17 protein-coding genes are annotated in these 22159 nt (G+C 31.9%); 7 read left to right on the forward strand and 10 right to left on the reverse strand.

The window, feature by feature from the left end; translation table 11 throughout:
* Positions 1 to 136: 136 nt before the first annotated feature.
* The 5 genes from AAFP94_RS00005 to AAFP94_RS00025 all read right to left on the reverse strand — a co-directional run bounded on the left by AAFP94_RS00005 (position 137) and on the right by AAFP94_RS00025 (position 8419).
* Entirely contained in the window at positions 137 to 2104 is a 1968-nt protein-coding gene (locus AAFP94_RS00005; protein ID WP_316661264.1) for a putative porin, read from the reverse strand.
* Positions 2105 to 2217: 113 nt separating this feature from the next.
* Positions 2218 to 3054 (reverse strand): hypothetical protein, encoded by an 837-nt coding sequence (locus tag AAFP94_RS00010; RefSeq protein WP_316661263.1) that lies wholly within the window; start codon positions 3052 to 3054, stop codon positions 2218 to 2220.
* A 25-nt stretch (positions 3055 to 3079) separates the two neighbouring features.
* Positions 3080 to 3892 carry a hypothetical protein gene (locus tag AAFP94_RS00015; protein ID WP_316661262.1) on the reverse strand — a complete coding sequence of 271 codons (813 nt, stop codon included), beginning with the start codon at positions 3890 to 3892 and terminating at the stop codon, positions 3080 to 3082.
* 5 nt (positions 3893 to 3897) lie between these two features.
* On the reverse strand, positions 3898 to 5325 hold the full coding sequence (locus tag AAFP94_RS00020; RefSeq protein ID WP_316661261.1) for a RagB/SusD family nutrient uptake outer membrane protein: 1428 nt from the start codon (positions 5323 to 5325) through the stop codon (positions 3898 to 3900).
* A 10-nt stretch (positions 5326 to 5335) separates the two neighbouring features.
* Entirely contained in the window at positions 5336 to 8419 is a 3084-nt protein-coding gene (locus AAFP94_RS00025; protein ID WP_316661260.1) for a SusC/RagA family TonB-linked outer membrane protein, read from the reverse strand.
* Between the two features lie 191 nt (positions 8420 to 8610).
* Here AAFP94_RS00025 and AAFP94_RS00030 point away from each other — a divergent pair, with 191 nt between their 5' ends.
* The 3 genes from AAFP94_RS00030 (at position 8611) to AAFP94_RS00040 (ending at position 13337) form a co-directional block, all read left to right on the forward strand.
* Positions 8611 to 9210 carry a ribonuclease HII gene (locus AAFP94_RS00030; protein WP_316661259.1) on the forward strand — a complete coding sequence of 200 codons (600 nt, stop codon included), beginning with the start codon at positions 8611 to 8613 and terminating at the stop codon, positions 9208 to 9210.
* Positions 9207 to 11639 (forward strand): DNA ligase-like domain-containing protein, encoded by a 2433-nt coding sequence (locus AAFP94_RS00035; protein ID WP_316661258.1) that lies wholly within the window; start codon positions 9207 to 9209, stop codon positions 11637 to 11639. Before AAFP94_RS00030 ends, AAFP94_RS00035 begins: the two co-directional genes overlap by 4 nt.
* Before the next feature lie 141 nt (positions 11640 to 11780).
* A complete protein-coding gene (locus AAFP94_RS00040) occupies positions 11781 to 13337 on the forward strand; it encodes an OmpA family protein (RefSeq protein ID WP_316661257.1) in 1557 nt (518 codons plus the stop codon).
* 37 nt (positions 13338 to 13374) lie between these two features.
* On the opposite strand, the gene lipB is transcribed toward AAFP94_RS00040, so the two are convergent.
* Together lipB and AAFP94_RS00050 are read right to left on the reverse strand one after the other, a co-directional pair.
* Positions 13375 to 14100: a lipoyl(octanoyl) transferase LipB gene (lipB, locus tag AAFP94_RS00045; RefSeq protein WP_316661256.1), complete on the reverse strand. Its 726-nt coding sequence runs from the start codon at positions 14098 to 14100 to the stop codon at positions 13375 to 13377.
* Between the two features lie 29 nt (positions 14101 to 14129).
* The gene (locus tag AAFP94_RS00050; protein WP_316661255.1) at positions 14130 to 14288 is read right to left on the reverse strand and encodes a YqaE/Pmp3 family membrane protein; all 159 of its coding nucleotides are present in this window, start codon (positions 14286 to 14288) and stop codon (positions 14130 to 14132) included.
* 110 nt (positions 14289 to 14398) lie between these two features.
* On the opposite strand from AAFP94_RS00050, the gene AAFP94_RS00055 reads away from it, so the two are divergent.
* From AAFP94_RS00055 to AAFP94_RS00070, 4 genes are all read left to right on the forward strand, one after another.
* Positions 14399 to 15457, forward strand: coding sequence for a helix-turn-helix transcriptional regulator (locus tag AAFP94_RS00055; protein WP_316661254.1), 1059 nt, complete (start codon positions 14399 to 14401; stop codon positions 15455 to 15457).
* Positions 15458 to 15565: 108 nt separating this feature from the next.
* Complete coding sequence (locus AAFP94_RS00060) at positions 15566 to 15982, forward strand: DUF1573 domain-containing protein (protein WP_316661253.1); 417 nt, start codon at positions 15566 to 15568, stop codon at positions 15980 to 15982.
* Between the two features lie 103 nt (positions 15983 to 16085).
* A complete protein-coding gene (gene lysS / locus AAFP94_RS00065; protein WP_316661252.1) occupies positions 16086 to 17780 on the forward strand; it encodes a lysine--tRNA ligase in 1695 nt (564 codons plus the stop codon).
* A 16-nt stretch (positions 17781 to 17796) separates the two neighbouring features.
* Positions 17797 to 18843 carry a strictosidine synthase family protein gene (locus tag AAFP94_RS00070; RefSeq protein WP_316661251.1) on the forward strand — a complete coding sequence of 349 codons (1047 nt, stop codon included), beginning with the start codon at positions 17797 to 17799 and terminating at the stop codon, positions 18841 to 18843.
* Positions 18844 to 18871: 28 nt separating this feature from the next.
* Here AAFP94_RS00070 and AAFP94_RS00075 read toward each other — a convergent pair whose 3' ends face one another.
* The 3 genes from AAFP94_RS00075 to AAFP94_RS00085 form a co-directional block, all read right to left on the reverse strand.
* Positions 18872 to 19450, reverse strand: a complete 579-nt coding sequence (locus AAFP94_RS00075) for a luciferase domain-containing protein (protein WP_316661250.1) — start codon at positions 19448 to 19450, stop codon at positions 18872 to 18874.
* 123 nt (positions 19451 to 19573) lie between these two features.
* Complete coding sequence (gene eptA, locus AAFP94_RS00080; protein WP_316661249.1) at positions 19574 to 21094, reverse strand: phosphoethanolamine--lipid A transferase EptA; 1521 nt, start codon at positions 21092 to 21094, stop codon at positions 19574 to 19576.
* A gap of 58 nt (positions 21095 to 21152) precedes the next feature.
* Positions 21153 to 22133 (reverse strand): PLP-dependent cysteine synthase family protein, encoded by a 981-nt coding sequence (locus AAFP94_RS00085; RefSeq protein WP_316661248.1) that lies wholly within the window; start codon positions 22131 to 22133, stop codon positions 21153 to 21155.
* Between the last annotated feature and the right edge of the window lie 26 nt (positions 22134 to 22159).

Genomic DNA, 22159 nt, shown 5'->3' on the forward strand with positions numbered 1-22159 from the left:
GCCCCAAAGCGGGTGCAAATATAAAACCCTTTTTGCAATTCTACAATCCTTTTTCAATAAAAATTTTATTTTTTTAAAAACCTTTATAAACAAAGGGGTTAACCCTTGAAAATAAGCAATTTACAACCTAAAAAAATTATAAAAAGAAATTCCAAACAAGACCGAAACGAATTACAAAATCTCTATAAGGGTAGTTTGGAGCTGAATAAAAGTTATACCCTGTCCATGCTGAATTAAAATGTTCTGCTATTAAATATATTCTTGTTTGTCTAACTTTTGCATTTACAAAAAAATCAAATCTAGGAAAAGCACCATATTTTTTTTCATTTTGAACATAAAATTCTGACAACAAAGGGTCATAGGCATTCATATTATATTCTGTGAAATAATTAAATGTTACTCCGGTCTGCAAATACAAGGCATTATTTTTAAAAAAATGATTGGAGTAATACAATGTATTACGCGTTACAACTTCAGGAAGATTTAAAGTTTGATTTTCATCATTAATTTTTTGGTACATTATGGTATTGTCTAAAAAGAAATGTCCAACTTTAAATTCCTTTCTATATTTTACTTTTAAATAATTAATGGCTCCATCATTTTGAAATGGATATACCAAACCATCTTCTTTTTTTGCAAAATAAGTATAGTCATTAATTGTTGAATAGTCTATGTCAAGATTACCAAATCGTTTTGATATTAATTTAAATGAAAGCTCTTCAATTTCGGTGGTATTAAAGTTGTTATTCCAATTATAATTAATGTAATCACTTTGATAGAGAAGTTTATTATAATTAGGTAATTTTGACAAATGCCTTATTTGCGTACTTAATTGTAAATCTTTTAATAGATTAAAAACGGCTTCACCTCTAAAATAATTACCATCAAAATCGCCGGAGACATTAATACCAAGTTCTCCGTTTATCTTAAAGTTTTTAAATTGTTTATTATAGTTCCCTCCTACAGAAAATATATTCCCTTTAAGCCTATTTGTAATTGTATTATCATTTAACACAACAACTTTATCATATCCATAATTATAATTATTATGACCAACATTCAATTGTAAATCGCCAAGAGTTTGGTTGTAATAATTTAATTCTAATCTGTTACATAAGTTTTCAAGCGTCACTTTATCATTCATGTTGGACTGTCTAAATCCTTCGCCAAAATAATTATTTTGAGTACTTTGAGTAAACTGATAATATTTATCATTAAATGAAATTATGTGCTTTGCATTTAAAGTGTTTTTAGAAATAGTGTCTTTCTCTAATATTTTATATGTTTGATCTAGATAAAATCTTTTACCTTTTAATATTCCTTCAGCATTTTGAAAATTAACATCCAATACTGCCCTATCCAGAAATTCAGGATTTCCTGATTCAAAATATTCTATATTGTCGTCTTTTAAACCTCCATTTTCTTCATTAAGAATATCTTGCATAGCAATATGTGCCCTTGCAAAATATTTGTTGTTCTTTGTCTTATAATTGGTAGTAAACCTAAAATTACCTGAACTAGTTACTATGTGTTGATATTTACCAATTGATCTTTCACCTTTATAAGCAATTGAAAAATTAAATTGTTTTGACGTGTTAACCGTAAAAAAAGCATCCAAAAGATTTCCCTGTTCAAATGGTGTTTTATATAAAAGTTCTGTTAAAGGAGTCGGCACATGGTAATAAAACAAATCATTAATTTGCATATAGTTGAAATGTTTAGACTGTGCTGCAAAACCGGGCATCATATCATTTGTAAAAAAACTATATCCTAAATTATTATATGTTTGACCCAAATTTGAAAATGCTAATAATTCAAAATTGTCTTTTCTTAAATAATTAAACTTATAATATTTATTAATCGTTAAGGTAGTGTCTACAAAAGTCGTATCATTACTATGTGAGATAATTAAATAATCGCTTATCAAAGCCTTGTCATTATTCAAATCTTTTGAAAGTGCTTTTGTCCTATCTATGGAATCTCTTAAAACTCGATTTTGAATTTTTGTTGAATCTAATTGTTTAGGTATATTACCATCTGGTTCTTGGCAAAATGCCAATACATCAAAAAGAAGAAATAATATTAAGAATAAATAGGACTTCAATTAATTAATTTTTAGTGAACAAAAGTAAGTATTTGAACGTGAAGTGTAGAAAAATATTTCAAATAAAAAAGCCTGCAATAAAAATGCAGGCTCTAAAATATGTAAGTTTCTATTTAAACTTTGGTTAATCTAATTATAGCATCAGCTTGTGCTCCACAAGAAGCGCCTCCTTCATCATCTGCAAAATGAATCTCGAAAACAGAATCGTCATCAGGATCATAAGTTCCTAAAGTATCTAATGGCCCTAGAGTTGTACTTGAGCCACAACCAACATTTGTGGCTTGTCCTCCTGGAACTTCTACTTTACCGCAAACTAAACTAAAGTCAAATTCCATTGCATTAAATACCCCGAATGCAGGATATGGTCTAGAAACCAAAAATCTATCATTTTCTTCATCTCCCTGATAAACCATAACAGAACCAGGTGTGAATGTAGGGGTATCAAATATCCCATTAGCTACAATTGATAATGTATACTCTCCTAAAAATTCTGCATTAACAGGACAAAATCTAATGATGTTCAATTTGAATCTATTTGTTGTGCCTAATGCTGCATCTTCAACAGAATCCAAATTAATAATTAAAGATTTACCTTCTAATGTGGATGCTCCATAGTCTGCAGTTACTGTAATTTTACCAACCACTGAATTGGCTGGTATTATCATGCTAGAACTCATCGTAAAATCAACGCCCTCAACTGCAGTTGAAGAAGGATCAATTGAAAACACAAAAGCTCTATCTAGAGGTTTTGGTTCAGAGATTCCTATAATAACATCGTAAGAAGAAACACCTGTCTCATTCACAAGTAAAGTGGCTAATCCAGATGGTGCAAAAAATGAAACCGACGTTCTATCATCTAAAAAGCTTGTATTATCATCTGTACTATCACAACCTGACAGGCCAATAAATAGTAAGAATACAAAGCTTAATTTTATAATTTTATTTATCATAATACAATCTGTTTTAAATTAATGGTTATTGTGGCACATAAACTGATACACCTTCTTCTCCATATCCTGTACAATACCAAGATATTGTTATCACTCCAGTACCTAAATCAACAGCATTTACTCCTCCATCCAGTAATATAATATCTCCCCATGGGTCTGTTTGTCCTGTCCAACTAATATTTCCGCAAATATCAGAAAACACTAGCGGCCAATCGCAACAATTAGTACCATAGGCACTGCCATAAGGTCCTTCTGTATATAAACCTCCAGAAAAATCATAAACTGAATATGTGGTCTCATCTATAGCAACGACTTCCATCATAATGGTACTAGGATTGTAATCAGGCAAGAAATCATGATATCCATAGGTAGTAGTTACCTCATACATCCCTGCCAAATCAGATTGGCATAATTTGAAAATATCTAATGTGAAAGTTGTATCAAAACCTGCAATATTTTCTCCAGTTAGATTCAAAACCAATTTTGAACCTGTTTCAAGAGCTCCATCAAAAATTCCATTTACAGTTAAAACACCTTTGTATTCATTTGCAGGTATTGTAACTGTACTAGAAGCTAAAGTATAATCTACACCATCCATGGCTGTAGATGAAGGATCAACGGATACATTAAAAGTTCTAGCGGCAGCAGTAGCTACAGTAGTAACAATTTCAATATCCATACTAGGATTATCAGCAGTAACCAATAATATACTAGTAGTAAGGTCAAAATAAGCAATTTCATCTCCGCTATATATTTGCGTATCATCAGACTCGTCGCATGATATGAAAGCAAATATAGTAAGAAATGCTAATGCCGGAATTAAAACAATTTTTTTCATAACAATTAATAATTTGTACATGGATTTTGTACCATGTTTGGATTAACATCTATCTCTGCTTTAGGGATTGCCAATTGAAATCTACAGTCACCAGAAGGCAACGTCTGCACAAAGGCAGGTGAACCAGAACCATCTGCAAACTCCCCAAAATTATCTCTTTGTACTGGCAGACCATGTCTTTTTATATCAAAAAAACGATGGCCTTCAAAGGCTAATTCTAATCGTCTTTCTAATTGAATAGCATCTTTTAAATCTTGCCCAGTTTCCCCACCAGAAACAAAATCAGTATATCTTTCACTTCTAACAGCATCTAAAGCCGCCAATGCCATACCATCTTGATCCATTTCAGCATAGGCTTCAGCCTTATTTAAATATACTTCTGCTGCACGTATAACCTTAACATCAACAACACCAGAACCCTGATTGATAGCACTAGATAAGTATTTTGCTACATGATTATACAATAGGCCATTATATGCACTTGTATTCACATACGCTGCTTTTCTAATATCATCATCTATAAATAATTCGTTAAATGAGTAAGAAACCAAATATTCTGAATAAATTCCAGCGGTTAATGTCTGGCTGTATGGAATACCAACACCTATACCTTGTTCTGAATCCAAATTCTTAAGTTTAAAAAGCACGCCTTCAGCACTTGAGTCATCCCAAAGACCTACAAAATTACCAAAACTAGAGACTGTAGTTGTTACAGCATTTGCAGCAGTAATTGCTGAAGAATAATTACCGTTGTACAAATAAGCTCTTGATAGCAAACCATTGATAGCTTCAATATTAAACCCATAGACATCATTATCACTACCTATCATTGATTTGGCCATTTCTAAATCGTTAATGATGTTAGTATACACCTCACCTACAGTATTTCTAGAAGGTAGTTGTCTTATATCTGAACTTGTTAAATATGGAACACCTAAAGAACCATTAGCATCAGCAGATTGGGTAGGTATTTTACCATACACTTTTACCAGATCAAAATGAGATAAAGCTCTAGCTGCCAATGCTTTTGCCATGATATCATCTTTAAAATCTCCTTCATCTAACTTGTCAATATTTTCTAAAATAAAATTAGCCTGTTGTATGACATCGGCACAATCTCCCATAAAATTCCGCTTTGCACTATTGGCATCATAACGCCATTCAAAATATACCTTTTGAGTTTGTCTGCCATCTGGATTGAAAATTAAGTTATCCGCAAGTACATCTGGAAAACACATGAGGTCAGCGCCATAGTATGGGGAATTTAACATCATGTAATATAAACCATCTACAGCAAGTTCAAAATCACCTGCAGTATTCAAAGCTGTAGCAGCTGAAACCGAATCGAATGGAGCTAAATCCAGTCTATCTTTTTCACAAGAAGCGAAAACTATACTTATTGTAAATAAATAATAAATTATATTTTTTTTCATTTTCATTTTTTTAAAATTTTAAATCAATACCAAATGTTATACTACTTGTTGTAGGATAGCTATACAATGAAAATTCTCCTGGAATCACATTATTAACCGTTTCTAACGATCCAATACCAACTTCTGGGTCACCCGAATAGTAAGGTGCATAAGTCCAAATATTAGTACCCGCAACATAAAACCTTAATCCTTCAATGGCCAATTTATCAATAAATTCACTAGGTAATGTATAACCAACTTGTAAGCTACGTAATCTTATATAGTCTCCTTTTTCTAAAAATCGATCTGAAGATAAATGCGAATTGCTATTTGGTCTTGGCAACACATTGGTATCCCCTGGGTTTCTCCAGTAGTTGAATGCATCCAGTCTTTGGTTCGCACCAGAATTAGAACCATCACTTAATTGGTCAAAGTTCCAAGCTTGATTCCATATATAGTTACCTGCTTTAAAATAAAAGTTAGCAGATAAGTCAAAGCCTTTATATTGAAAATTCGTTGTAATACTTCCATCAATGTCTGCAAGCGGAGACTTTCCTGATAAGACCACTTGATTACCGGAATTTACATTAGTCACAACGTCAGTTGGGTTTCCATAACCATCACTTTCATAATACAAAGCCTCTCCATTGGCCGGATTAACACCGGCATACCTCACATCATAAAATGTATTGATCTCCTCCCCAACTCTTAATATAGTAGATGTATTGAAAACCGTAAATAATTCTTCAGGTAAAGGATTTCCATCATCATCTAATAAAGGTTCTGCTCCAGTAAGTTTCGTTAATTCATTGTCATACAAGTTAACATTACCAGAAATAGTCCATCTAAAATCTTGTTTTCGAATGACATCAACCGCTAATTCAAATTCCCAACCTGAATTCTCCATTTCTCCAAGATTACCGGTTACATTATTATCCCCCGTAAAAATAGTTAACTGCTCATCTAAAAGTAAATTTGTTGTTGTTCTGTGATAATAATCTACTAAACCACGGACACGGTTATTGAACAAACCAAACTCTAGACCTATACCATAATTAAAATTCTCCTCCCAACCTAAATTTGGATCTCCAAAATTATTAGGCACCAAAGTAGTATTGCCATTGTAAGGCACATAAGTGTAAGTTGTTTGTGACGCATATCTACCTATTTGATCATTACCAGAGGTACCAGCAGCTGCTCTTAATTTTAAAGTGTTTACAAAATCTACACTTTCCATAAATTCTTCATTGTTAATATTCCATGCAAAACTTCCACTGTAGAAAACACCATACTTCGTATTTTCACCAAATCGTGAAGATCCATCACGTCTGACAGTACCATTCAAAATATATCTATTATCGTAATTATAATCTAAATTGGCCGCTAAAGAAAAAATGGCATATTCAGATCTTGTTCCTCCAACAGCATTTGGCGTTGCAGCAACATTTAAAACCGATGGTCCACCAACAACAAACCCCTGGCCATTAGCTGAATAATTTCTAAAATTGTTTTTAATATATTCCGATAAACCAGTCAACTCCACATTGTGCTTTTCACCAAATGTCTTATTAAATGTAATTTTATTTAAAATGGTATATGTCCAGTCGAAACTACCATTATCTGTTTTACTTCCCGTTGGAGTTCCACCAAAAATAATTAAATCAAGCGTAGAACCAGGCTTTAAATAAGATTCTCTTCTATATTGTTGGTAGACCCCAGAAGCTTGTGTTCTCCAAGACACATTATCATGTAATTTTAAATCCAAATAAATATTTCCTCTGGTAGTATTGTAATATCTTGTATTAAGAACTTCTCGTAATTCTGAAGTTACTGGATATCCAGACGAGGTTGGATTTATTATTGGATCCCCATTGTCGTCTAAAATTTGATTGTTATCATCATCTAAAAGATACAATGTTTCATAAGGATTATAAGCGTACGCTGCATAAAACGGATTTTGATCATTATATATATCTCTAGGATCCTCATTTTGTAAAGCACTAAAATTTAGACTGGTCCCAATAGTTGCCCATTCTTTGGCATCATAATCCACATTTAAACTTGCAGATAAACGATTATAACCATTTAAATCCCTAATAATACCCGATTCTTCATCATATCCAAGTGAGAAGTAGTAACTAATTTGCTCTTCACCACCTGTAACGGAAAAGGCCGTAGATTGTATGAAGCTATCTTGTAACAGTGTTTCTCTCCAATCATTATCTCTACTTAAATACCTGTCATATTCTTCTTGGGTTGTAATAGATGATGCAACACCGGCATTTAATCCATAGGCATTCATTTCAGCCTCATACTGAAGCTTTTGTTCAGCATTCATCATTTTGAAATTATCCTTGGTTTTCCTTCCCCAACCAATTCTAGAATTAATTCTAAAAATGGCATCCGTATTTTTAGCACCTCTTTTAGTTGTAATAACTACAACTCCATTTCCTCCTCGTGCACCATAAATAGATGTAGAAGCAGCATCTTTCAGGATACTTACAGATTCAACATCACTAGGGTTGATACTATTTACATCATTTTCATTCATCGTAGCTCCATCAACAATGTAAAGTGGCTCATTACCAGCGTTAATAGATCCAATACCACGAATTCTGATATAAGCCGTATTACCTGGTTTACCATTTCTTGCGGTGACCTGAACACCAGAAGCAACTCCCTGTAGCATATTATCTATACTCACAGATGGCGTAATTCTTTCTAAATCTTCGGTAGTCACATTTGCAACAGCAGATGTTAATTCGTCTCTTGCTTTGGTGCTAAATCCTACAACAACTACTTCAGTTAAAGATTCAATATCTTCTTGAAGTGCTACATCAATTGTGTTACTTGTCCCAACAGTAGCTTCGAAAGTCTGCATTCCCAAAAACGAAAATGTAATGACCTCGCCTTCACTGACATTAATTGAATAATTACCATCAAAATCTGTTTGGACTCCTCGTGTAGTGTTTTTAACAATTACATTTACTCCCGGCAAGGGTAATCCGTCTATAGACGAAGTTACAGTTCCAGAAATGGTTTTCTCTTGTCCGTAAGAGAACTGAATTGCTAACGCCATAAATAGCATTAACAACCACGTTAACTTTATTTTCATAAAACAATTATTTTGAGTTAGTCAATAGCAAACTTCTTAATAAAATCTTAATAAAACAAAGAAATTCCTTAAAATAATGTTAAAAGCGCAACGATTTTGGAATACTGCATTTATAACTAAAAATTAACAATTATAAACTTTTAAAAGATATTAATTAATAAAAATTTATTTTTGATTATTATTAAAAATTAATGCTGTCTTTAAGTTTTTCAAACTTTGTATTAGAATGTGGTACCGACGAAGCTGGTAGAGGCTGTCTAGCTGGACCGGTTACAGCTGCTGCGGTTATCTTACCCAAAAAGTTTGAATCTTCTATATTGAACGATTCCAAACAACTATCAGAGAAAAAGAGAGAGATATTAAGGGTTTTGATAGAAAAAAACTCTTTGACATATGCTGTTTCTAATGTATTCCAAGAAGAAATTGACAACATTAATATACTCAAGGCGTCAATTCTCGCCATGCATAATGCTATTGACAGTTTAAAAATGCAACCAGATTTTATCATTGTTGATGGTAACAAATTCAATCCTTACAAAAGCATTCCTTATAAAACTATTATTAAAGGAGATTCTAAATATATGAACATTGCGGCGGCTTCTATATTAGCTAAAACTTACAGAGATGAGTACATGTGTTCAATTCATAACGAGTATCCTATGTATAATTGGAAACAAAACAAAGGTTATCCTACTGTTGAACATCGTGAGGCTATAAAAAAATACGGAATTAGTAAATATCATAGAAAATCTTTTAAATTATTCCCGAAACAGTTAACATTTAATTTATGAAATTTTGGAGTTTATTTATTTTAATTATCACATTCATCAGTTGCAAATATGACAATACGACTTCAACTCAACTTATAGATTTTGTGCCTGAAGAAACATTTGCAATAGTCTCTATTGATAATTTTGATGATTTAAATAGCGGTTTAAATAATAATGATATGTACGGATTAATATCAAATTCCAATTTTCATCACGAGTTAAGCCAGAAATTAGATTTATTCATATATTTTAAACCAACTCATAAAACCCTTCTATGCTTTTCTAAAGATGAAAATAATTACACACACTACACTCTAATAACCAAAAACGAACATGATATTTTACAAACAGATTCATTAACGAATTATATAGGAGAAACTCTTACATATAAAAACAAAAAAATTCTAAAGCATACAACAAACAATGTATTCTACAGTACAATAAACGACAGTATTTTAATGATCTCAACATCACTGAAACTGATTGAAAATTCCAATACTAAAAAAGGTATACATCCTGAACTGGAAAAACTATATCACACTTCTGATCAAGAAAAACCATTGTCTGTGTTATTAAATATAAAAGACAAAACTTCTTTCAATTCCTTTTTTGTGAATGATTCAATTAAAACAAAACATTTATCAAATTATATTTCTGTAGATATAGATATATCACAAAAAGAAATACTTATAAATGGTGTGACCAAAGCTGAAGATTCCAGTGAAAGTTTAATTAACATTTTTAAAAATTTAATTCCCCAGAAAAATCAGATGGCATCCATCACACCTTCAAGTGCAGATGGTTTTTTAAGTTTCACATTTAATGATTATAATCTATTCAAAGAAAATTTGAACAAATTTAATCGTATAGATTCATTAGATTCATCTACATTCTTATTTGATAATATTAAGGAAGTTGGTATTATTTATGAAGAAGGTGAAAAAGCTGTTATTTTAAATTCTATAGATTCTGGTTTAACTCAAGAAGCGTTGTTATCAGAACAAAGCCTTATTTCAAATTTTAGACAGACCGATATCTTTAGTTTTAGTGATAAAGATTTGTTTTTAGAAGTTTTTTATCCTCTTATTACTTTCGATAAAGCTTCACATTATTGCATTATAGAAAATTTCTTTGTGTTTGGTGATACAATTGAAATACTACAAAATATTATCTCTAGTTATCAAAATAAAACCACTTTTGATAATGGCCAGTATTACAAAGACATTGAAAGCCAATTGAGCGACCAATCTTCTTTCCTAACTGCTGTAAACGGAATAGGTCTAAAACAAATTTTAATTAAAAATCTTCAAGAAAATTTAGATATTAATTTGAATGATTATAGAGCATCTGCCTTGCAATTTGTTTATGATAATAATTTTGCTCATGTAAATGGTGTTATTAAAAAGAGTAGCAAAAAAGGATTGGAATATTCTGTTTCTGAAGAATTGAACATAAAATTGGATGCAGATTTATTAATAGATCCACAACTTGTCACAAATCACTACTCCAAAGAAAAAGAAATTGTTGTACAAGATATTAACAACAATTTGTATTTAATCTCTAACAAAGGGAAAATTCTTTGGAAAAAAAGAATTAATGGCCAAGTTTTAGGTAAAATAGAGCAAATTGACATCTACAAAAACGGAAGGCTTCAACTTTTGTTTGCAACACCGCATCGTATATATTTAATTGACAGAAATGGAAATGATGTAGCGCCTTTCCCTAGTAATTTTAATGATGAGATTACACAACCTTTATCTGTATTTGATTACGATAACAAAAAGAATTATAGGCTTTTAGTTACACAAGGAAAAAATGTCATCATGTATAATGCTTTGGCTCGAGTTGTCAAAGGGTTTACATTTAAATCAGCAAAAAGTGAAATTATTCAGCAGCCACAACATTTTAGAATTGGAAGCAAGGACTACATAGTTATTAAGACTGACGACCAATTATATATTTTAAACCGAACTGGAAAAGCAAGAATTAACCCTAAAACATCAAATAACTATTCAGACCAATTGGTCTATATCTATAAAAACAAATTTACAACCACTTCAAAAGATGGACAATTAATAAGTATAGATGAAAAAGGTAATGTTACTTCTCAAAATTTAAACATTTCTGAATTACATAGTATAGACGCAACAAGTAAAACTTTAGTAGCTCAATACGAAAACAAATTACGTATTAAAGACAGAATTGTAGAGTTGGATTATGGTACCTACAGCAAACCAAAAATATTTTATATAAACGATAAAATATATGTTTCTGTAACAGATCTTCAAGCGCAAAAAATATACCTTTTTGATAGCCAGGCAAAAATGTTGTCAAATTTTCCAGTTTATGGGAATTCTCAAATTGTATTAGACAAAATAGATACAGACAATAATCTTGAATTTATAACTAAAGGAGAAAGCAATGGTATCCTTATTTACAAAATAAATTAGATAGCACTTTGATTATTAAATAAATAATTTTTACTTTTAGAGTTCTCTCTCACAATTTATTAATTGCCAATTATTAGCCCTGAAACTAATTTGTTCAATAGCCTTCACTATTTACTATTGTTAGCAATAAATTATATAATCATGATAAAAATCAAATCCAAACCTTACCAAACAACAATCTTTGCTTTGTTCTTTATCTTAAACCATTGTATTCAAGCTCAAACAAAAAAAATAAAACGCCCTAGTAGTAGTGTTGGTGTTGCTAGTACCGATACTTTTGTAAAAGAATCTTTCGATATTTATGACAAAGTATATCTGTATGAAACCTATGCACAATCAGATACACCTTTAGATGATAGCGCCATTGATTTCTTGGAAGATGCCCTGAACGATGTAACCAACCTTAGCGCAAGTGCTCCCAACGTTATTTCAGACCTTGATGGTCAAGGTGCATTAAAACAAGCCAAGGCGACTCTACAAATTAATAAAGCAAAAAAAGCCTTAAAGTATAGCCTAGTAACCATTAAAGAGTTATTAGCAGGCAGAAGCGATGACGAAACCTCTGAATCAACCGAAATTGACAATGCTAAGGAAGTATCAAATGATATTCAAAATGATCCTCAAGTTGAAGAAAGTCCTACCCAAATTATTGAGCCACCTGAAGACACCAATGCATCAGACAATTTAGAAATCTACAGTAAATTTGATTTTGTTCCTGGTGATAAACTCATTTTTTTTGATGATTTCTATCAAGATTTCATTGGCGATTTCCCAAGTAAATGGAATACCAATGGTTCTGGCGAGGTTGTTAAATTAAGTAAAGCTGAAGGCAACTGGTTTGAATTCAAACCTGGTTACGGAATAATTTACTTGCCATTGGTTAGTGAGAAATTACCTGAAGAGTATACTATAGAATTTGATTTATTTACTGAAGGCCTCGGAAAGAAAACTTCATCTACTGCTAGATTGTACATCACTTTAGATGATAACAATGGCTTTTCTAATGGTAAAGCTTATACTTATGCAACTATTCCTTTTGGTCAATATGGAGCGTTTGGTATTCAAGTAAGAAATACAGATCCAGAAGCTACCAAAATTAATGCAACTGTAACAGCAGATATTAGAAAAGCAGTAGTTAATAATCCGCACATTTCAATTGCTGTAAATCAAAAACGTTTCAGGATGTGGATAAATGAAAAGAAATATGTAGATGTTCCTCAATTTATTTTCGATCCAAGTAAAATAGGGTTTTTAAAGTTCAACCTTCTAGGTACAAAAGATGGTGAAGAACGCATCTTTATTCAAAACTTGAAAATCGCAGAAGGTGGAATAGATTTAAGAAAAAAATTAATGAGTGAAGGACGCGTATCGACTAATGGTATTTTGTTTGATTCAGGTTCAGCAAACATCAAACCTCAATCTTATGGTATCATTCGGCAAATCTCGCAAGTACTTTCACAAGATGAAGACTTAAGATTAAATATTATTGGTCATACTGATGCAGATGGGAGTAATGAAAGCAATTTATCATTATCGAAAGCTCGAGCAGACGCGGTTAAAAATGCACTTGTTGAAATATATAATATTGCTTCAAACAGACTTCAAACCGAAGGTAAAGGCGAAAGTGAACCAGTTGGTGATAATACTTCTTCTGATGGGAAAGCTCAAAATCGTAGAGTAGAATTTGTAAAAATATAACGATAACCAAATCGATGCAGCCCTTTATCTAGAAACGTCAAAGTGTTATACTTTGGCGTTTCACATTTACAACCACTGCCTCAAATAAGTTTGAAAAGTGTTTCAATAGTTTTTCTTTAACTTCAGATTCATCTACTGTTGGTATACCTAATTCAACATTCAAAGAAGTGACTGCTTTACCACGAATACCACATGGTATCATGTTATCAAAATAACCTAAATTGGCATTAACATTCAAAGCAAAACCATGCATGGTTACCCAACGGCTGGCACGAACTCCCATAGCACAAATCTTTCTGGCAAAAGGTGTACCAACATCCAACCAAACTCCAGTTTCGCCTTGACTTCGCTCGGCTTTAAGACCATATTCTGCAAGCGTTAGAATAATCATTTCTTCCAGTAAACGAAGGTATTTGTGAATATCTGTAAAGAAATTATCCAAGTCTAAAATAGGATAACCTACAATTTGTCCTGGACCATGATAGGTTATGTCTCCTCCTCTATTCACTTTGTAAAACGATGCATTCTTTTCTTTTAGCTGGTTTTCATCAACTAAAAGATTAGACATATCTCCACTCTTGCCCAATGTATAGACATGAGGATGCTCTACAAAAAGAAAATAATTAGGGGTTTCTATTTTGGTCTGTTCTCTTCTATTTTTAATTTTAAGATCAACTATATCTTTAAATAAAGATTCTTGATAATCCCAAGTATCTTTATAATCTTTATTTCCTAAATCTTGTAACTCGACAATCTTATTCATAAGTTACAAAATTACAACATTTTTAAGTTTTAAGACTTTGGGTTATTTAATATTACAAGTGCCGCTATAACTCCGGGCACCCAACCACAAAGGGTCAATAAGAAAACAATAAGGATAGAACCACAACCCTTATCGAAAACTGCCAAAGGTGGGAATAAAATAGAAAATAAGACTCTCCAAAAACTCATGATGATTAATTTATATGATTGATGTACTTATGTGACGTTAACACTACATATTTGTTACAACGAAATAAATTGAAATTTCTTTTTAAAATATTTTGTATTAGCTTCGTACTATGAATATAAAATTACTATTCGTATTGTTTTTTATTTCATCTTTTTCGGTAAAAGCACAATATTCTTTTTCTGGACAAGTTGATGAAAATCATTTGGAAAACAGCGTCTATTTATCTCTAATTGAAGATTACAGAAAATTATCAGGTGTTTTTTCTGAACAGATAATTACTAAACAGCAAATAGATACTTCAGGGCATTTTCAGTTTAGAGGAAATCAATTAGATACAGACAACAGAATTTATCGAATTCATATTGATAATTGTAAAGAAGATGAACAGAATCAAAATCACTTTGATGGACATTGTGATGACAGCAAAGAAATTCTGTTTATTGCAAAAAATACAGATACTATTTCATTTCCGTTTTCCTTTGACAATCAAATATTTTGTAAAATAAACTCAACAAATACTAAAGCTAACGCCTTTGTAAGAATTGATTCCCTAAAGGAAGTTATGAAGTTTGATTATGGAGAATTCAGGAGCGAAACCAACAGAAAACTTAATAATAAAAAGTGGTTTAAAACGCTTCAGTATTTTGGTAAACAATTAAACGAGCCTTTAGCAGAACTCTCTATTTATGCTTTTTTATCAGATAGAAGTAATAATTTTCATGAGTATTATTTAGAAGACTTAAAAACCAGCACTTATTATGATGATTTAAATTTAAGATTAAGTGAACAATATCCTAATTCGGTATATTTAAGACAATATGAAAATGAAATTAATGCCGATAAATTTAGTATAGAAGAACCTGATAAAATTTCTTCTGGAAAATGGTCTTCCATACTTTTGATTTTTTTAGGAATATCTCTTCTTTTTAATGGTTTCCTATTGTATTGGTTGATTAAAAAGAAAAACAATAACAAGTCAAATTTAAAATCATCACTTACCAAACAAGAACACAATATTCTTCAACTTTTATTAGAAGATAAAAGCAACAAAGATATTGCCGAAGTTCTCTTTGTAAGTGTAAGTACTGTTAAAACACACATTAACAACGTTTATAAGAAACTTAATGTCCAAACAAGGGGCGAAGTTAAAAAATTGTTTAACAAGTAGTTACGATTAATAATTTAGGTACTAGTACTCATTTCAAACCTGATTTTCTTAAATTTTACCGATAAATTTTGGATGTTTGCTTTCGTATTAATTTTAAAACGAACAGTTATGAACAATCAATTAAACAAAAAAAGTTATTTCGTATTATCACTATTCTTATTAATTTTTGCATTTGGTTTTTCTCAAGAAGAAGCTACATCAGAAAAAGTAGGTGAGTTTTCTTTTGAAACCGACGTTATAGATTACGGAACCATTCAACAAGATGCAGATGGTGTGCGTGTTTTCAAATTCACGAATGTCGGAGACGCACCGATAGTTATAACCAATGCAAAAGGTTCGTGTGGTTGTACCGTACCAACGTATAGTGAAAATGTAATTGCTCCTGGTGAAACTGGAGAAATTTCTGTAAAATATGCTACTAACAGAGTTGGAAAATTCACAAAAACTGTGACTTTAACCTCTAATGCTTCAGAACCTACTAAAGAGTTAAGAATTAAAGGAGAAGTCCTTAAACCTGTAGAATAAATCACGATTTCATCAATCAGAATTTCAAAATAGTAAATCTACCATTAAAGTTGTGTGCTAATTTTTTTAAATAATGTAATTTTGCATTTCAAAATTAATTAGCATGCAGCTTTCAGAACAAGAATTAGTAAGAAGAGAAAAGTTAAACAAACTCCGTGAGTTAAAAATCAATCCTTACCCAGCAAACTTATTTCCTGTAAACCATACTTCAAAACAGGTAAAAGATTCTTTCTCTGAAGGTAAACAGGTAATTGTAGCTGGTAGATTAATGTCCAGACGCATACAAGGAAATGCGAGTTTTGCCGAACTTCAGGATAGCGAAGGCAGAATTCAAGTCTATTTTAATCGAGACGAAATTTGTACTGGCGACGATAAATCTAAATACAACGACGTTTATAAAAAGCTATTAGATATTGGTGACTTTGTAGGTGTAGAAGGAGAATTGTTTACTACCAAGGTTGGAGAAAAAACCATTAAAGTAAAAGATTTTACACTATTAAGTAAAGCTTTAAAACCACTTCCACAGCCAAGAGAAGATTCTGACGGTGTAATACATGATGCTTTTACGGATGCCGAGCAACGCTACAGACAACGTTATGCTGATTTAGTTGTAAATCCACATGTAAAAGAGGTCTTTGTAAAGCGTACAAAACTCTTTAACGCCATGCGCGAGTTTTTTAATAATGCTGGTTATTTTGAAGTAGAAACACCTATTCTTCAGCCAATTCCTGGTGGTGCTGCAGCAAGACCATTTATGACGCATCATAACAGTTTAGATATTCCCTTATATATGCGAATTGCTAACGAATTGTATTTAAAACGATTAATTGTTGGAGGTTTTGATGGTGTCTACGAATTTTCCAAAAACTTCAGAAACGAAGGCATGGATAGAACTCATAATCCAGAATTTACGGCTATGGAAATTTATGTAGCTTATAAAGATTACAACTGGATGATGGATTTCTGCGAAAAGCTTTTAGAGCATTGCGCTATTGCAGTAAACGGAACCACAAAAGCTACTTTTGGAAAACATGAGATTGACTTTAAAGCGCCTTACCCTAGAATAACCATGGCAGATGCTATAAAACATTATACAGGTTTTGACATTACTGGAAAAACTGAAAGTGAAATTAGGCAAGCTGCAAAAGATTTAGGTGTTGATGTTGATGACACTATGGGCAAAGGCAAATTAATTGATGAGATTTTTGGAGAGAAATGTGAAAGCAATTACATCCAACCAACCTTTATAACAGACTACCCTAAAGAAATGTCACCATTATGTAAAGAACACAGAACCAATCCAGAATTGACCGAACGTTTTGAGCTCATGGTTTGTGGTAAGGAAATTGCTAATGCATATTCTGAATTGAACGATCCTATTGATCAAAGAGCACGTTTTGAACATCAGCTTAAACTCGCGGCAAAAGGTGATGACGAAGCTACAGAGTTCATAGATTATGACTTTTTACGCGCACTAGAATATGGTATGCCACCAACTTCTGGCATGGGAATTGGCATGGACAGACTGGTCATGTTCTTAACCAACAAACAATCGATACAAGAAGTCTTATTCTTTCCGCAGATGCGTCCTGAAAAGAAACAGCTTGATTTAAACGATAATGAAAAAGCTATATTTGAGATTCTAAAATCTCAAAAAACGATGAATCTAACTGATCTAAAAACACAATCTGGCTTGAGCAATAAAGGTTGGGATAAAGGCATGAAAGGTTTATCCAAACTAGGTCTTACCAAAGTCACCAAAACTGATGAGGCACTAATTGTTGAGCTTCAGGAATAATTTAAATTATGCTATTATGAAATCCCTCAAAAAAATTGTTTTATTCATAATAGTCTTACTTTTTGCATTTGTTACTTACACATTTATTTCTACCGGTTATTTTAGAACTATTGAAAATCACTTTGATGGTTCCATAGTAAAAAAAGTAGAACTATCTGGAGCAGAAGATATAACTGTGAGCTTAGCAGATAGCTTTGCCATAGTATCTTCTACTACAAGGCAAAAATATCCACCACAAAAAGAAGAACTTGGTGGCCTATATTTTATAGAGTTAAAAAGTGGTGAATTTAATATTAGACCGCTTACGTCATCGTTTAAAAAGCCTTTTGCTCCTCATGGTATATCAATGTTAAAGCGTGATAGCACTTATAAAATAATGACCATAAACCATACGCTAAAAGGTCACTCTATTGAAGTTTTTAATCTTAAAGACAAAACCTTAAATCATGTAAGAACACTGATTGACCCTTCCATGATTAGGCCTAATGATTTAGTAATGATTGATGAAGAGCGCTTTTATTTTACAAATGACCATGGATACACCAAAGGTCTTGGTATGCTTTTAGAAGATTATGCTGGCCTAGCTCTTTCTAACGTCATATATTTTGATGGAAAAGATTACAGAGAAGTGGCTAGTGGTATTTCTTACGCTAACGGTATTAATTATGATGCAAAGCGTAATCTCCTTTTTATAGCATCTCCTAGAAAATTTTTAGTGAAAGTGTACACAGTTTTACCAGATGGGTCTTTAGAGTTTATTGAAAATATTAATTGTGGTACTGGAGTAGATAATATTGAATTTGACACCAAAGGAAATTTATATATTGGTGCACATCCTAACCTATTAAAATTTGCGTCTTATGCTAAAGGAAAGGTTATACACTCACCTTCAGAAATCATTACAATAGAATATAGAAATACAAATGACTATACTGTTGAAACCATTTATCTTGATGACGGCAGTACAATGTCAGCATCTACTGTTGCTGCACCATTTGGAGATTTACTATTAGTAGGAAATGTTATGGATGATAAATTTTTAATTTTATTAAATCAAAACTAGTCATTTTAAAACTCAATGATTATTATCATTAATAATAATCAGTAGCTACTAAATTTTGTCCTGTGACATAGTTGAATGCTTCTACTATAAGCTGGAATGTCACATTAAGCTCTTCAATAGACTGTGGTGTATAGAGCATGACAAAACCATTCCATTCTGGTAAGTTTTGCACTGCAAATGGATGAAAAATAGCCCAACAGGCTGAAACTGCTTGATTACTTCGAGTTGGTTCCAAAAAAATGTGCAAACTGGCATCATCATGTATATGGCCAAATTCCCGATCTCTAATTAAGGCTTCAGGCACAACTATATTAACTTCTTCTGTTAACCACAATGCCCGCCATCCTAAAATAGCAGACTCGCGATTCTCAATTCCTGGTATGGAGTAAACCCTTCGAAATAATTCTTCAATTACTTGCGGTATTTGTTCAAAACCACCAAGCTGCATATGAGGTATATCTGTAGTTGTTTCAGGAGGAGATCCATCTCGAGCTGGTAAATCTTCTGACGAAGCACAAGTTACAATATTCTCATCATCTGCAAGAATACCATTATTTACAATATTATTATCAATTCTAGAACTATCGTTGGTACATGAGATTACCATTAGACAAATCAATATTATTGTTAATATCTTAATTTCACGTATTCTTAATATGTTATGCGATTTGAAAGACAAATTTTGATATTATGATTTTACTCAAAGGTACACCAAATTATTCTATGTCAATCATTCAAATATGTTCATGCTTTCATTGTAAATAGGACTTTCTATGGCTAAAAAATTCAGGACACTACTAAAAACATGATTTTGTGATAGTACTTCATAGGGTTTTAGTTTTTTTGAGCTGTCTGATAACCACACAATAAAAGGAATTTCCAATTGTTCTTTAGGTGCAAAACTTGCTGGTATGCCGTGCATATATAAATTATTTTCACCCAAAGATTCTCCATGATCTGAAACAAATAGCATCATACTATTGTAAGCTTTTAATTGCTTTAAATTATCTACTAAGCGAGATAGAATATAATCTGTATAAATAATGGTGTTATCATACGCATTGATAAGTTCTTCACGACTACATTTTCCCAGTTCAACACTACTGCATACTGGTTTAAACCTTTCAAATTCTTTAGGATATTTCTTATTGTATGTTGGTCCATGACTAGTACTTGTATGCAGAACAATAAAAATTTTATTTTTATTACTTGCTAAAATTTGCTCTTTTAATCCGTTTAAAAGTATTTCGTCATAATTACATGTATCGCCTTCGCAGTTTTTTCTTAAATCCTTTTTATTATAAAAGTTTTTAATATGGATTGGTGGTTCGCCCCAATTGGTAGTTCTCCATATAACCTCTACATCATTTCTATATAAATAGTTAGGTAAAACTTCATATAATTTTTTAGTATTAGTATGTTCTAATATGCACTTTATTCCTGCTCTCGTGTAGGTTGCACAAGCTGTTGCATTAAAACTGTACACATTCTCTGTTTTGGATAATAAAGGATTAGTAGGTCTTTCATAACCATATAACGAAAAGTTTTCACTTCTGGCAGATTCTCCAATAACAAGAACTGCAACAGATTTTTTAGCGTCTTTTATTTTTGCATTGGGTAATAAAATTTCCTTTTTATTTTCTTGACTTTTATGAATATAAAACAGTGATGTATTAACCACATAAGACCATGGCATGACTAGTCCTCCTAGTTCTGTTGAATTTTTATCAATCCATAACCAATTACTGGTATTAGCAAAAACTACAGCTAGAACAAATACAAATGTCAACAAAAAGGTTTTCAAAAATTTTTTGAATGGTACTTTAAGTGTCTTTATTTTAATGATAATAATGCTGGGAATTATACCTAATACAATTAAATACATAATTAACCTTAACGAAAAGAAACTACTTGCCTCTTCATAATTGGTATTAAGCACATTACCAATCATTGTTTCGTCAATAATAACATTATAGGTGTTTATAAAATATATGGCAATGGCGTTGATTATGAAAAATAATACTAGTAAAAGTTTGCCAACATATCGAGAAAGAAAAAATATAAGATAAAATACAAATGCGTTTAGAACTAACATTAAAATTACTAAACTTATGATAATGGTAATTCCGTTTAAGCTTTTATAATCTAGATTATTGAATACGAATTTAAAAAAGGTGAAATGAAATAATAAAAAATTAACAATGCTAATTATGAATACAAAATAGTTTAGTTTCATATTATTTCTTAACATAATTGTAGATATAAACTATTGAACAACCAAAAAATACAGTATTATAAATACTACTATTTTAATCCAGAAAACCTTGCTTTTTCATCCAATCGTCATTGAACATTTTACCAACATATCGGCTACCATGGTCATGAAATAAGACCACAACAACATCCTCTTTTGTAAAATGTTCCTCCAATTGCAAAACACCTTTTATGGCTGCACCGGCAGAGTTGCCCAAAAACATGGCTTCTTCTTTAGCTAAACGTTGTGTATAAATAGCTGCATCTTTATCCGTTACTTTGGTAAACCCATCTATAACACTAAAATCTACATTCTTTGGTAAGATATCTTCACCAATACCTTCTGTTACATAAGGGTAGATTTCATTTTCATCAAAAATGCCCGTTTCATGATACTTTTTAAAGACACTACCGTAAGTGTCAACGCCCCAAACTTTAATGTTGGGGTTTTGTTCTTTTAAATACTTTCCAATACCAGTAACAGTACCTCCTGTTCCAACACCAACCACAAAATGTGTGATCTTACCATCGGTTTGTTTCCAGATTTCTGGTCCTGTACTTTCGTAATGTGCTTGTGTGTTACTTGGATTATCGTATTGGTTAACATACCACGAATTTGGTGTTTCTTCACCTAAACGTTTAGACACAGAATAATATGAACGTGGGTCTTCTGGAGCAACATCCGTTGGGCATACAATAACCTGGGCTCCAAACGCTTTTAAAACATCTACCTTTTCTTTAGATTGCTTGTCGTTAATTACAAAAATACACTTGTAACCTTTTACTATGGCAGCCAATGCCAAACCCATTCCAGTGTTTCCAGATGTACCTTCAATAATAGTTCCTCCTGGTTTTAACCGACCATCTGCTTCTGCATCTTCAATCATTTTAAGCGCCATTCTATCTTTTGTGGAGTTTCCTGGATTGAACGGTTCGTATTTGGCTAATACCAAACATGGTAACTTTTCTGTAAGTTTATTCAATTTTACCAAAGGTGTATTACCAATAGTTTCAAGGATGTTTTTGGCGTATTTCATGTGTTTAATTTGCGGTGCAAATTTAA

Source organism: Gilvirhabdus luticola, from assembly GCF_040117515.1.
Taxonomy (GTDB): Bacteria; Bacteroidota; Bacteroidia; order Flavobacteriales; family Flavobacteriaceae; genus Gilvirhabdus; species Gilvirhabdus luticola.

Bases quoted from the DNA above. Each gene is read 5' to 3' on its own strand.
- AAFP94_RS00010 (WP_316661263.1), bottom strand. From the start codon at position 3,054: ATGATAAATAAAATTATAAAATTAAGCTTTGTATTCTTACTATTTATT.
- AAFP94_RS00015 (WP_316661262.1), bottom strand. From the start codon at position 3,892: ATGAAAAAAATTGTTTTAATTCCGGCATTAGCATTTCTTACTATATTT.
- AAFP94_RS00020 (WP_316661261.1), bottom strand. From the start codon at position 5,325: ATGAAAAAAAATATAATTTATTATTTATTTACAATAAGTATAGTTTTC.
- AAFP94_RS00025 (WP_316661260.1), bottom strand. From the start codon at position 8,419: ATGAAAATAAAGTTAACGTGGTTGTTAATGCTATTTATGGCGTTAGCA.
- AAFP94_RS00030 (WP_316661259.1), top strand. From the start codon at position 8,611: ATGCTGTCTTTAAGTTTTTCAAACTTTGTATTAGAATGTGGTACCGAC.
- AAFP94_RS00035 (WP_316661258.1), top strand. From the start codon at position 9,207: ATGAAATTTTGGAGTTTATTTATTTTAATTATCACATTCATCAGTTGC.
- AAFP94_RS00040 (WP_316661257.1), top strand. From the start codon at position 11,781: ATGATAAAAATCAAATCCAAACCTTACCAAACAACAATCTTTGCTTTG.
- lipB (WP_316661256.1), bottom strand. From the start codon at position 14,100: ATGAATAAGATTGTCGAGTTACAAGATTTAGGAAATAAAGATTATAAA.
- AAFP94_RS00050 (WP_316661255.1), bottom strand. From the start codon at position 14,288: ATGAGTTTTTGGAGAGTCTTATTTTCTATTTTATTCCCACCTTTGGCA.
- AAFP94_RS00055 (WP_316661254.1), top strand. From the start codon at position 14,399: ATGAATATAAAATTACTATTCGTATTGTTTTTTATTTCATCTTTTTCG.
- AAFP94_RS00060 (WP_316661253.1), top strand. From the start codon at position 15,566: ATGAACAATCAATTAAACAAAAAAAGTTATTTCGTATTATCACTATTC.
- lysS (WP_316661252.1), top strand. From the start codon at position 16,086: ATGCAGCTTTCAGAACAAGAATTAGTAAGAAGAGAAAAGTTAAACAAA.
- AAFP94_RS00070 (WP_316661251.1), top strand. From the start codon at position 17,797: ATGAAATCCCTCAAAAAAATTGTTTTATTCATAATAGTCTTACTTTTT.
- AAFP94_RS00075 (WP_316661250.1), bottom strand. From the start codon at position 19,450: ATGGTAATCTCATGTACCAACGATAGTTCTAGAATTGATAATAATATT.
- eptA (WP_316661249.1), bottom strand. From the start codon at position 21,094: ATGTTAAGAAATAATATGAAACTAAACTATTTTGTATTCATAATTAGC.
- AAFP94_RS00085 (WP_316661248.1), bottom strand. From the start codon at position 22,133: ATGAAATACGCCAAAAACATCCTTGAAACTATTGGTAATACACCTTTG.